This window comes from Ectothiorhodospira shaposhnikovii, assembly GCF_016584105.1.
GTDB lineage: Bacteria > Pseudomonadota > Gammaproteobacteria > Ectothiorhodospirales > Ectothiorhodospiraceae > Ectothiorhodospira > Ectothiorhodospira shaposhnikovii.
Genome location: NZ_NRSM01000038.1, coordinates 1 through 12,254 on the forward strand (window position 1 = coordinate 1; position 12,254 = coordinate 12,254).

Below are 12,254 nucleotides of genomic sequence, written 5' to 3' on the forward strand. Positions count from 1 at the left end.
CACAGGTGGATATTATGTGATATATGGTTAGGAGGCAACAAAACAACCAGCTTTTCCGTTGAGAAAGTGAAATTTGTGAATGAACGCCAAGGTAGAGATCAACCAGATATTCCGGTTACCCGAATTTTCTTTCCATATAGATGCAGACAGTGGGGAGCTCAAGCGCGAGCTTCGTGAAATGGAGGATGTTCCCGATGCCCGCTATGTCGTTGAGCGTAGCGGCGTCTTCGTGTTTGATAAGTTGGTTGATCTTGTTAAACAGCGACGGGATCATTCGGATCTGCCGTTTGCCGATTTGGTTCGCGGTCTGCTGCCCAAAGCGATCGTTTCTGGCAAAGAGGCTGTCGAAATATGGGGTATCATCCCTGAACCTTACGAACTGACTCAACACCCGGAAGGGGGGTGGATAATCAGGCATCGGGCATTCAATGCGAGATTACCCGGCCAATACGAAAGCCCTCGTGATGCGCACGGCGCACTCTCCAACCTGCTATTGGGCGGAATCCAGCCAGGGGAGGGTGAATTCACCTACCGGGGGCAATCGATGAGTCTCTGTGATCCCATCGGTACGGCGTCACTTCCATCGCGCCCTGTATTTCCTTCCGTGAAGTCCCAAGAGCGTGATAGCGCGAGCTATATGGCACTGGGGAACGTGGAGTATGTGCCGGGCTTTGAACCTATTCCCAGAGCACTTTTTGACGATATCAAGGAAAGGGAGAATACGTGGATCAGGGAGCGCGATAACGCCGGTCGGTATGCCAGGGAAAATGCCGAAGTCGTATGGGAGAGAGCAGGGGCGCTACCATTGGAAACCTTAAATGAGGGGGTCGACGAACCACCGGAAGATGCACAGATTGTCGAATTACGCTCATTTTATCCTGAGCTGCACATGCTCCAGGATGGCGCACTGTACGAGTGGTTCAATTGGTATCAGATGGATTGCTGTTACATGGGTAGCTGGACGCCAGAAAGGGATAATGGCTTTTTGTTCTACCTCCTTGGCAAGGTTGCCATAAAAGGGTCCGAAGAGCCAAGGCCCGAAGATGTCGGCGAATGTGTTGCTTATGCTTTGCTGCACGGATATACATGGGATGAGGCCCTTGATTTTGGACGGGCAACAGCCTCTTACGATGGGGCTATTCGCAGTCGTGCTCAAAATGTTGCAACTGCCATGAGGTTTTTGAAGGAAGACAGGGTGTCCGAGGGTTCTCGCGGTCAGCCGATTAGAACCATGTTTGATTTATTCAGAGAGGGTCGTAAATACAACTGTCACCGCTATTCCCTCACCCTTAGCGAGGGATAACTGTGCCAGTTCGGAATATATTTGTGTAGTACCTCTAGCGCGTAGAATTCACAGTTTCCCGGCCAGGTCCGTGGCCGGAGCATGGGCAGGTTACCCCGAGGTAGGGACCGGCCAGGCCGGGGGCTATGGCACACTACGGACGGATCTTCACCCAGGACAGCGCATGGTCAACCACCACGACACGGGCTACAAGGAACTGTTCAGTTATCCGGAACTGGTCCGACAGCTGATCGAGGGATTTGCCCCGCCGGAGGTGTCGGCGATGATGGATTTCTCCACCCTGACGGACCACAGCGGGAACTACATCACGCCCCTGTTCAATGAAAAGTTTGAAGACAAGGTCTGGTCGGTGGAGGTGAACTGGGAGGGTGTCAGGCAGCGGGTATTTGTCTACCTGCTGCTGGAATTCCAGTCCACGGTGGATCATCGCCTGCCGATCCGGATACTGCACTATGTGGCCTGCTTCTACGATCACCTGATCAAGACCAAAGTGACGACGGCCCGCAAGGGGATGCCGCCGATCTTCCCGGTGGTGTTGTACAACGGCTCGAAGCGGTGGACGGCGAAGGCGGACATTTACCGGATGATCCGGCCGGAACCGCCGGTTTTCCTGCGGGTCTATCAGCCTCACCTGCGCTACTATCTGGTGAATGAATCGGCCTTCACCGAGGACGAGCTGGCGGAGCGGGATACGCCGCTGAGCGGGATTTTCGAGGTGGAGAAGGCGTCGAAGGACGTGGAGGCCCTGCAGGGCGCGGTGAAACGGCTGGCAGCGCGTATCCGGGCCCATCCGGAGAAGGCGCGACTGGACGAGGTGATCACCCGCTGGCTCAAGCGTCACCTCAGACGGTTGGGTGCCGAAGCCGAGCAGGCGCTGGAAGAGATCAACAGTTTGGTGGAGGACCATGCGATGCTGGCGGAAAATCTTCAGACGTGGGCGGAGAAGGAGCGACAGAAGGGGCGGCAGGAAGGACGGCAGGAGGGCGAGGAGATTGGCCTGCAGAAAGGCCAGCGCCTGGCGGCCATCAACCTGCTCAAGCTGGGTTTGTTGACCGACGAGCAGATCGCCCAGACCACGGGCCTGCCCCTGACCGAAGTGATTGCCCTGCGCTCGGGTCAGGCTCACTGAGGGGCACACCCGGCCAGGTCCTGATGGGCCGGTGTGTTCCCCAAGGTCTGGAGGTCACTCATGCGTCATTTTTCCTCGGCGGCGGTGAACAGGGCTGCCTCAAAGGCACCCCACGCGGATTGGCGAATGGTGATGGCTTCGGTGCGCTTGGTCTCTGCTGCCAGTGTTTGGCTGTTCAACGCTTCCAACAAGTTGCGCTGTTGAGAAACTGAAATATCAGGGATGGGAAGGGCAGCTACTTCCTTGCTGTTGATTGATGCAAGGTTGGTGGTGCGCTTCGCCTTGCTGCGGAAGTAGGCTTGACCGTGGCTACTGTTGATGACCGCCAGAACAAAATCAGGAAGCAGATGTTCACGATTTACCCGCACCCGCAACACATGATTCTGGTGAACGCAGTCTTCGATTTCCCCGCGCCAGATAGCGCCACGCCCAACCAAGTCCGGGCTGTTGCCCTCGCAGAGCAGTACATCACCGACTTCCAGCCGCAATTTTGGCATTTCCTCGTCTGGCACATTGATGTACTTGATTTCGCTCAGATCGAGTACGCCACGCTGCACATTGGCAACACGCAGATACGGACGAGCATGTACCGCTGGCCTGTTGGCGGGACATTTCTGGATGCCATAGCTGACCTTGCCTCTTTGACCAAGCGGCACCATTCGAACGCCGCTGCTTGCGGTTGGTGCTTGGTCAAGCGAACGCAAAATGCTTTCGTGGCTCCACCGCTCCACATCCTTGAACCGTGCCACGAACACCGGGCGATCCGGTAAGGGCGGCGGCGGGGTGACACCCAGTGCGGCTTCAAACGCCTGCCATCCGTCGCGCTCAATGACATCAGCGTCTTGCTCCAGTTGCGTCGCCCGAGCCAGTGCGTCGGCGTAGACGGCAATTAAGGCATCCTGCTCATCTAGCGTGGGAACCGGCACCTCAAGACTCAGGAAACCCTCCGGGGTGACCCGCTTGCGGCCACTTGTACCGGAAGCCTTGCGCTGCAGATCAGCCTTGAAGTGGTCCGCCCGAAGAAGGTGGTGCAAGTACTCCGCGCGCAGCTTGTCCGCCTTCAGCGTGAAGACGGGGTATTCACTGGTGACGACGGCCTTCGGAATACTGCTGGGTATCAGACCCACCGCCCCGTTGCGGGCGTCGATCTTCGAGAACGCAAGATCGCCGGGGTAAGCGGCAAACATTGCGCCCTTGAACGCTTCGGTGCGTTCGCGGGGCAGTACCTCGCCTGAGAACTTGATGGTGATGGCTTGCCAGTCGCCCAACACCCCATCGACACGCACCGGCTCGTTGCGTTTTACAAGCACATCACTCAAAGGGAGCAATGGGAAGCCGCTGACCCGTGATACGGTGGTTGCACTTTCAATCCAGCGCTCTATCTCCCTCCACCGCCGGATTACGCAGGGGAGGGCACCGGAAAATTTGGCGTGGCCTCCGGTTGCGCGCCTTGAGCCAACCAGTTTTCAAACTCGCGATAGGCCTTGAGCAGATCAGGTAAATCGCTGGCCACGCCCTCACCGGTTTCGCCGGTCGAAGTAATGCCCACGGTCTTGGGCGCGGCGACGAATATCGGGTAGTCGAACAGTTCGCGCACCCGCGCCCAGAGCGCGGCGGTGTGGGCTTCGTCGATGGACTTGTACTTGGCCTTCAGTTCCGACAGCAGGACATTGCTGTGTTTTTGCACGCCCGCCAGCGCGGTGGCGGCCTGCTTCTTGAGTTCTGCGGCGGATTTCTTGTGTTCCTTGGCAACTTCACCCAACCAGACCGGTTTACCCTGCATGGTAGGTTTGGCCTGCCGAGGGTAGGTCGGGGCTTCGCCGCGGTGCCACGGCAGCAGGGCGCGTTGCAGACCGAGGGCGGCGAGTTCGGCCAGCAGGCGTGTGGCTTCGGCGTCTTCTCCACTGACGATGCGTTGGGCGTAGACGCTGTGCGCATCGTTGCGTTGGGTATCAAATCCGGCATCTAATTCAGAGTGTGCCTGCTTCCAGGCGGCTTCCCACTGCGCGGTTTCCTCGTCGGTGAATTTGCGAAGGAATACCAGCGAAGCTTTCACTGTGGCGTTGCTTGAGCGGAAGGTCTCTTCCGGCAGGCTGACCACGGCCAGCAGCTTGGCGCGCCCCTCGGCCCAGCGGCGTAGCCAGGCCAAGGACGGGTTGTTGAGGTTGCCATCGGGCAGAACGATGCCCATGCGGCCGCCGGGCTTGAGCAGATTCAGGCAGCGCTCGACGAAGATCAGCTCGGTGGGACGGTTGTTTTTGCCCTTGCCGATTTCGAACAGATCCAGGATGGGCGTCTTGCTGGCGGCAGCTTGTAGCAGACGGTGGTGGCTTTCCTCCCAAGAGGTGCCGTAGCCACGCTCGTGGCAGCGTTGCAGGTAGGCAGAATCCACCGGTACGCGGGTTTCATCGCTGCCTCCCACCATCTGGTCACTGCCCACATTGGAGCCGAAGGGCGGATTGGTCAGTACCAGGTCAAACCGGCCGTTGAAGATGCCGTTGATGTCGAGCAGGCCGTCGTGATAGTGGATACCCCCATGCCCGTCACCGTGCATGATCATGTTCATCTTGGCGGTACGGGCGGCGCGCGGTTCGGCGTCGGTGCCGTAGATGCATTGCCAAGCCAGACGGCCGACACGGGTGTCGATGGGCTGGTTATCATCACCGCTGGGCAATAGTTGCGTGTTGAGGCAAGAGAAGGCTTCCTCGATCTGGCGCTCTTCCTCGTCTTCGGGCAGGCCAAGCGCTTCGATGCGGGCGCGTTCTTCATCTTTCTGGCGCTGAATGTCCGCCACGATCTGGGCGCGGACATGCTCGAAGGCACGGATCAGGAAACCGCCGGAACCGGATGCCGGGTCGCAGATCAGTTGACCTTCCCGGGGGTTGAGCAGATCGACCATGAACTCCACCACCGGGCGTGGAGTGAAAAACTGACCCAGCTCGCCACGGAAAGTGGTACCGAGGAATTTTTCGAAGGCCAGGCCCTTGATGTCGTCGCCGGTCTTGGAGAGGTCGAAACGTTCCAACTCCTTGACGATGCGGCGGAAGGTTCCTTCCGAGATGTCGAGCTTGTCGGCAGCGGTAAACAGGTCATCGGCGCGATAAAAAGTCTTGGTCTGCTCGAACAGGCCGTCGTGCACGGCAAGGTCTGTGGGCAGGCGCACGGCGGCACGGCGATCCAGATAGTCGGTGGTGAACGTGCCATGCTGACCAGAGCGTTCGACGTACATCTTGATGAAGAGGATTTTCGAGATGGTATCGAAGGCCCGGCCCGGGTCCATCTTGTGCACATCGCGCAGAATGCTGTGGCAGACGAACAGCAGATCCTGGAATTCCTTGCGATTGAAGGCACGCAGGCTGTCCAGAACCTCTTTCAGCCGTTTGGCATCGCCCCAATCGGCGGCTGCGGGGATTTCATTGATGGCGACGAATTCACCCGGCGTGCGTGCCACCAGTTTGAAGACAGAGGTGTGGCGTTGGTTGGTGGCGATAAAAATTTCGCAGCCAGAGGCCACGGTGTAGGACGCGGCCTGATAGTAGTCGCGCTCCTGGATTTCGATGGTGTCGGTCTTGCATTCGACGACGAGGACGGGGGAGCGCTTAGCGAGGCGGTCGTTGACGGACTGCCAGACCACGATATCGGCGCGAGGGCTACGATGGCCGTGCTGGGTGCGCCGCTCCTGGTCCATCTGCTCAAGCGCGTAACCGTAATGCTCGACCAGCGTGCGGATGAACTTCTGGCGGACGATTTCCTCAGGCTTGGCGCTGACGTCGCGCCATTCCTTGCGCACCGGGATCCATAGCCAATTACCTTCTTGATGCAGGGCATCGGGCGTTGGCGGAAATGGCAGGCTGGGTATGTGGGTCGGTTTCCTGGTCTTGGCCATACGTCGTTCTCGTTCAATCCTGCTTGTGTTCATCGTCCGCGCCGCTGGCGCACACCCATTCATCGACCTCGGTCAGCGGGTGTTTATGCCTTATTCTGACACGCCTCTTGACTGAGTAAATGTTAATCATCAGCTGACGTTGACCCTGAGGGACCACAGCGGCAACCACATCACACCGCTGTCCAACGAGAAGTTCGAAGACAAGGCCTGGTCGGTGGAAGTGAACTGGGAGAGTGTCAGGTGAACGAATCGGCCTTCACCGAGGACGAGTTGGCGGAGCGGGATTCATCGCATTGTCAGTTGCGTGGCGTCGAGCATTACCAGGTGCCCGTCAATGCCGCAGTTGCGCAGCGCGGCTGCGTTTCGTTCTCCGTAAGCCACGAGCACCGACGGCGCCCCGCCGTTGGCCTTCGCTCGCTGCCCGTTGACGTGGCGGAAGTGGAGCCGGCCGCGAATGAACAGCAGGGCGCTGGCCTTCGCCCACACATGCTCGAAGAACATGGTGGTTTCCGTGCGGGCGAAGATGAGTGCGATGCCGTCACCGTGGTCGGCGAGGCGGTCAAGCCACTTGGCGGCTTCCAGGCCGTAGGGCGGGTTGCACCACACCCGTCCGTGCCAGGGCTGTTTGAGTCCGTCGTCAAGGATGGTGTAGTGAGCTGCCGCCGTCGGCCAGGGCCGATTGATCGGCGAGCAGGGGTCCAAGTCGAAAGAGCCCAGCGCATCCAGGATGTCTGGCGGGGTGAGCCATTCATCCTTTAGCGCTACTGGGCTGTGATGTCCTCCGATTGCCATAGATCATCAGGCTCCTGGAACGGTATTACGAGATGCTTTACGAGATTCAGGGGAAGACGGTCTACGTGCTACGGCTCTGGCACACTCGGGAGGACCGGTAGTTGCCCCGGAGGTCGGTGAGCAGGCAGACATCCCATCACACTCACAAATACTTCTTGAACGTCGACGCCGTCACCGCCAGCGCCACGGCACTGAGCAGCGCAAACGGCAGGATGACGAAGTTCGGGTGCACCGAGACCGGTAGTCCCAGATACACCACCCACGTGAGCACGATGCTGGGGAACACCAGCCGCTTGGCATGGTGATACACAAAGCTGGACTCCCGGCCGCCGCCCCAGCGGCGCAGGTCCCGCTGCACCAGGCCATCGACGATGGCCACCAAGCCGAACAGCACGAACACCGGCATCGCCAGGGTCAGGACCGCCAGGCGCACGGCAAAGACCTGGGTGATAGTCATGGCGGCCAGGACATGATCCGCGACCCCGGCATACAGGCCCCGTAGTGTCTGTTGCAGGTTTGAGCCCAGCGGGTCCGGGGGCTGGTTCAGCCAGATCACCGCCGCTTCCAGGCGGGTGACCTGGAATAGGTAGTGGTAGGAGACATCCGCAAACAACCGCACATAGGCCGCCGGCTCGGTCACCAGCATGGACTGCCCAAAATCCCGGTGCACGTACTGGATCTCCTGTTCCAGCATCCGGCGGCTGTGATCGACCCCTTCCTCCGGCCACCACAGCCACATGCCCACCCATTCGCTGACGATGGAGAACAGCAGGGCGATCAACAGCCAGAACAGCACCGAGGCCACCGCCGCGATCAGACGGCTGATCAGGCCCTGCTGGGCCGGATGCCGGGGCGGGGTGGTCTGCTGCCGGGCGGTGCTCATGGCTCGCCGCCTTCAGCCGGGATCGCGCCCTCCAGCGATGACGGCCGTGGGGACAGCGGGGTGGACACGGGGGTGGCGAGGCCACCCGGCGCCCTGGGGATCGGTTCCGTGATCCACCATTGATCCCCGGTGCTGTACCTTCGGGACATCTCGGTCGCGATCTGTTGCAGCGAGTCCGGCATTTTCGGGTCCTTGCGGGTATCGGGCAGCGGCATGCGGATCTTGTAGAGCTGACCGCCCTCGATGAGGGCGAAGGCCTGACCCTTGGGCAGGGTGACGATGTCCGCCGGCGTCAGCAACGGCACCTCGCTCACCGAGATACGGTCCTCGTTGCGGGAGGTAAAATGCTGCTCCGACCCCGGATCGGCGGAGTCATTGGTCCCCGACACCTGCATCAGGGAGAAGATCTCCACCTGGGGCAGTTGCTCGGTGAGCATCTCGGCGGTGGCAAACTCCTTCACCCTCAGCATGATCAGCGTGTTGAAGTTGCCCGCCACTTGGCCGGCCTTGGCCCGGTTGCCGATGCGGGCCTCCACGTCCGACCAGGTCTGGGTATAGGCGGTGACCTGGAACCCGGCGCCGCCGGCCTTGTTCAGTAGCGGGATGAACTCGTCGCCGATGAGCTCGTTGAACTCGTCCGCATGGACCGAGATGGTGGGCGTGCCCGCCGGTGGCCCCAGGGTCGGCAACCCCGACTCGGTACCGAACTTGTAGACCTGCCCGGCCACCGAGACCAGGTCGGCGAACATGGAGTTGCCCACGGCGCCGGCCACGGTCATGTCCGAGAGGGCATCCAGGCCCACATAGACCACGCATTTGCGTCGTACCACCTGCATCCAGTCGAAGATGGGGCGGGGATCGTCGATGTCAAAATAGTCCGGGCTGATCAGCTCGGCGGTCTTGCCGGTGGTGAGCTTTTCCAGCAGCGGCAGCAGGCTGGCGACGATCTTGTCGAAATAGGTCTTGTCGTATTCCACCGCCGAGCGCAGGCCGTCGGCCACCGGATCGTAGAGGGCGTTGTCCTTGAGGTACTGGACCAGGGCCACCATGCGCCGGGAACGGCCCTTCATGGCGAAGGGCACGTTCTTGTCGTTGATGCGACTCTCCCGCGCCGCCACCTCCTGCTGCCAGTCCTGGGGGGCCACCTTGGGCAGCCAGTGGCTGCAGTAGTCGTTGAACAGGGACTCGATGTTGGTGATGTGGCGGACGATCTGGGTATAGTCCGGTCGCCGTCCCAGCGCCACCAGGGCCTGGGCGATGATGTTGGAGAAGCGCCAGGCGAACTCCTTGAAGGCGGCGGAATTGCCCTCGCTGGGCAGCTGATTGGCGATGCGGGTGGCCACCTCGGTGATGCGGTTGAAGGCACCGATGGCGTTGTAGCGGGCGGAGATGTCCGGGTGGCCCAGGTGGAACATGTAAAACTCATGTTCCCGTCCGGACCGCTTGCACTCGGCATACATGCGCCGCAGCAGGTCCGCGTCTCCCTTGGGGTCGAACACGATCACCACGTCGCCGCGGCGGATGTCCTGGGTGATCAGGATCTCCGCCAGGCGGGTCTTGCCCACCCGGGTGGTGCCCAGGACCAGGGCATGCCCCACCCGCTCGGCGATGTCCATCCACACCGCCGACTCCTCGGGCTCCACCCCGTGCAGGGCGGGCTTGCCCCCCACCGGCGGCAGTGGGGCCAGCGGGTTCCACCAGGCCCGGGTACCCAGCCGGGTGGCGATCCAGGATAGTCCCGGGGTGTGCTCCCAGGCCACTTCCCGCGCCCGTGCCCAGCGATACAGCCCACCGGGCCGGAGATAGCGCCGCACCTCCGGGCGGATGGTGTCACGCAGGCGTTGGGTGTGCTTCTGGGTCCACGCAAAGCCCAGGCCCAGGAACAGCTTGCGACGGCTCACCGGGATGCGGTCCGCGGTGAGCCGATATTCGGGCAGGCGCTTGAGATTGCGCTGATAGCGCAGGATCTGCCACCCCTGCCGACCCCGGTAGAGCGCGAATCCCCCCAGCACCGTCGCCGCCACCCAGGCCACGGCCGGGGTCATCATCAAGGCCCAGGGCGCGGCCAGGGCCACCACCGCCGACAGACCGGCGACGAAGGCCGACCACAGCTCCACCGGTGGACGCAGCAGGGCCTCGACCGGGTGGCGGCTCATTGCTCGAACCCGTCCCGGGTCACCAGCACCGGGTAGACCGTCAGGCCCAGGGCCTCGGCCAGGTCACTGCCCGGGGCGGCGGTGATGGCGAGCCCCGCGCCGGCCTGCTGGATCCGGGTCAGGGCCTGGGCATCGGGCACGTCCACCGCCAGACAGACCGCCCCGGCCGTCCGCAGGGCATCACGGTGGGCACGCAGCCACTGCAGCGACATCGGGTCCGCGCCCACCAGGCAGAAGGGCAGGGGCAGATGGCGCAGGCGTTCGGCCACCGCCGGGTCCGGTCCCCGGGTCAGACGGCCCGGACTCAGGCCGGGACTGGTGATGGGTAGGCGTTGCTGGAGGTCGAACACGCCCATGGGGGGATGGGCCGATGGCGGCGTCTCGCCGGAGGGGTACTCCGGGTCCGGCAAGAGGGGCGCCAAATAGGGGGTGATGGGTTCGGTGCCGCCGGCATCATGAATCACCACCGGCGCCGCCTGGACCAGGGTCAAGGTGCAGCCGCAGACGACGCCGATGAGTGGGAGCAGGGGATGTCTCAGGGCCATAGCGACTCCAGACGTTCGATCACCCGTTGGCGATAGCGCTCGGCCCGGGCCTGGGCCGCCGGGGTCCGGGCCGGGGCGTGGTAGCGACCGACGCTGATCAGCCAGTCGCCATCCTCCAGGTGCAGGTCCCGCAGGATGCGGGCGCCGGCGCGCAGATTGAAGTGGGGGTCCAGTGCCAGCCAGGGGTCCTGCAGCAGCTCACCATGCCAGTGCCAGTTCACCTGCATCAGACCGATATCGATGGAACGGCGGCCCGCCGCCAGATGGGCCTGGATGGCCTCATAGGCCTCGATGCGGGTGCGATAGCGTTCCTCCCGGCCCTCCACGTTCAGGGTCCAGGGCCAGGGCAGCACCCGCCGCGAGGTGAGCAGGATCTCGCTCTCGGCCAGGGCCACGGCAAACAGCACCTCCGGCGGGATCCGGTATGCCTCGGCCGCCGCCACATAGGCGGGCGGAATGGTCACGGATGCCATGACCGGTGGGGTGGCCAGGCCACCGAGCAGCAGGGCCATGTATGCACTCCTACGGCAGATCCGCCAGACTGATCCCATGGATCGATCCCTCGGCGCTCCGGTGCAGCAGCGCCGGTGCGCTGCGGCGTACCGCCAGACGCTGGGCGGTGCCGCGGTCATGGTTGAGGGTGATCTGCCGGGTGTGCACCCGTTCCGGCGGGATGTTCCGCGCCGTCGCCCAGGCGCGCACGGCGGCATCGTCACCGGGGTCGGTGTCCAGCAGGTAGATGTCCAGGCCCATCCGCTGCTCCGCCACCCGTTGCAGGATCCGGGGTAACAACTCGTCACAGCGGGTGCAGTCGCGGGTGCGGGTGAACAGCAGCAGACGGTCCCCCGGGGAGAAGGCCGCGGGCGGTGACGGGGGCGCGGTCGGCAGGGCCAGGCGGGCCAGGTCGATCAGCGTCTCATCCGGATACAGCCGCCGCCAGGCATCGTCATAGGCGCGCTGGAAGGCCAGTTCACCGGCCACCCGGGCGCGTTCCTGCGCCACCGCCATCTCCGCGTAGCGCCGCCGCTCAGCCTCGCTGCGGGCATGAATGCCCAGGGTCATGACGGGATCCAGGTCCGGGGACCAGAGGCCCCGCTGGCCTTGCATCAGGGTCTCGTAGCGTGTCCATTCCTCAATGCTCAAGCCCCAGGCCTGGGCGGATTGGTGCCGCTGCATGTCCTGGCTTTGGGAGGACTGATATTCCAGGTCCCGCAGGGCGGTGTCCGCCCCGGCCGGGGACAGGGACAGGGCGGTGAGCAGGGCCATCAGGCCCAAGAGACGACTGGGATTCATGGACGCACCTCTCGCCGGGGTCGGCAGGGGCGGCCATCGGGCAGCCAGTGATCGGCCCGCTCCCCGGGGACGGTGAGGTTGCGGTAGACCACCGGCGCATCCTCGCAGGCGGGTAGCAACCGGATCGAGTGGCCGCCGGCCAAGACCCGGGCCTGTCCATGGACCACCAGCGTATCCGGAGGCATTGCCCGCACCGTCTGTTCGGTCTCGGCCTGACCGGCGGCAAGGACCATGGCTGCAAACATCAGTACCACCGCCCAGGCCATG

At 62.6% G+C, this 12,254-nt stretch carries 11 protein-coding genes; 2 read left to right on the top strand and 9 right to left on the bottom strand.

Going from position 1 to position 12,254, the window contains the following annotated elements; translation table 11 throughout:
* Positions 1 to 79 precede the first annotated feature (79 nt).
* On the top strand, positions 80 to 1,303 hold the full coding sequence (locus tag CKO35_RS15700; RefSeq protein ID WP_200177060.1) for a hypothetical protein: 1,224 nt from the start codon (positions 80 to 82) through the stop codon (positions 1,301 to 1,303).
* Positions 1,304 to 1,466: 163 nt separating this feature from the next.
* Positions 1,467 to 2,432 carry an Rpn family recombination-promoting nuclease/putative transposase gene (locus CKO35_RS15705; RefSeq protein ID WP_200177061.1) on the top strand — a complete coding sequence of 322 codons (966 nt, stop codon included), beginning with the start codon at positions 1,467 to 1,469 and terminating at the stop codon, positions 2,430 to 2,432.
* Positions 2,433 to 2,497: 65 nt separating this feature from the next.
* Here CKO35_RS15705 and CKO35_RS15710 read toward each other — a convergent pair whose 3' ends face one another.
* The 9 genes from CKO35_RS15710 to CKO35_RS15750 all read right to left on the bottom strand — a co-directional run bounded on the left by CKO35_RS15710 (position 2,498) and on the right by CKO35_RS15750 (position 12,253).
* The gene (locus tag CKO35_RS15710) at positions 2,498 to 3,751 is read right to left on the bottom strand and encodes a restriction endonuclease subunit S (RefSeq protein WP_200177062.1); all 1,254 of its coding nucleotides are present in this window, start codon (positions 3,749 to 3,751) and stop codon (positions 2,498 to 2,500) included.
* Between the two features lie 80 nt (positions 3,752 to 3,831).
* Complete coding sequence (locus CKO35_RS15715) at positions 3,832 to 6,318, bottom strand: N-6 DNA methylase (protein WP_200177063.1); 2,487 nt, start codon at positions 6,316 to 6,318, stop codon at positions 3,832 to 3,834.
* A 285-nt stretch (positions 6,319 to 6,603) separates the two neighbouring features.
* Positions 6,604 to 7,110, bottom strand: a complete 507-nt coding sequence (locus CKO35_RS15720) for a DNA N-6-adenine-methyltransferase (protein ID WP_200177064.1) — start codon at positions 7,108 to 7,110, stop codon at positions 6,604 to 6,606.
* 142 nt (positions 7,111 to 7,252) lie between these two features.
* Positions 7,253 to 7,993 carry a TIGR03747 family integrating conjugative element membrane protein gene (locus CKO35_RS15725; RefSeq protein WP_200177065.1) on the bottom strand — a complete coding sequence of 247 codons (741 nt, stop codon included), beginning with the start codon at positions 7,991 to 7,993 and terminating at the stop codon, positions 7,253 to 7,255.
* The gene (gene traD / locus CKO35_RS15730; RefSeq protein WP_200177066.1) at positions 7,990 to 10,149 is read right to left on the bottom strand and encodes a type IV conjugative transfer system coupling protein TraD; all 2,160 of its coding nucleotides are present in this window, start codon (positions 10,147 to 10,149) and stop codon (positions 7,990 to 7,992) included. The genes CKO35_RS15725 and traD overlap by 4 nt, the downstream gene beginning before the upstream one ends.
* Positions 10,146 to 10,694, bottom strand: coding sequence for a PFL_4695 family integrating conjugative element protein (locus CKO35_RS15735; protein WP_200177067.1), 549 nt, complete (start codon positions 10,692 to 10,694; stop codon positions 10,146 to 10,148). Before CKO35_RS15735 ends, traD begins: the two co-directional genes overlap by 4 nt.
* Entirely contained in the window at positions 10,685 to 11,206 is a 522-nt protein-coding gene (locus tag CKO35_RS15740) for a lytic transglycosylase domain-containing protein (RefSeq protein WP_242467267.1), read from the bottom strand. Before CKO35_RS15740 ends, CKO35_RS15735 begins: the two co-directional genes overlap by 10 nt.
* 10 nt (positions 11,207 to 11,216) lie before the next feature.
* Entirely contained in the window at positions 11,217 to 11,987 is a 771-nt protein-coding gene (locus CKO35_RS15745; protein WP_200177068.1) for a TIGR03759 family integrating conjugative element protein, read from the bottom strand.
* Positions 11,984 to 12,253, bottom strand: a complete 270-nt coding sequence (locus tag CKO35_RS15750; protein ID WP_200177069.1) for a hypothetical protein — start codon at positions 12,251 to 12,253, stop codon at positions 11,984 to 11,986. Before CKO35_RS15750 ends, CKO35_RS15745 begins: the two co-directional genes overlap by 4 nt.
* Position 12,254 lies beyond the last annotated feature (1 nt).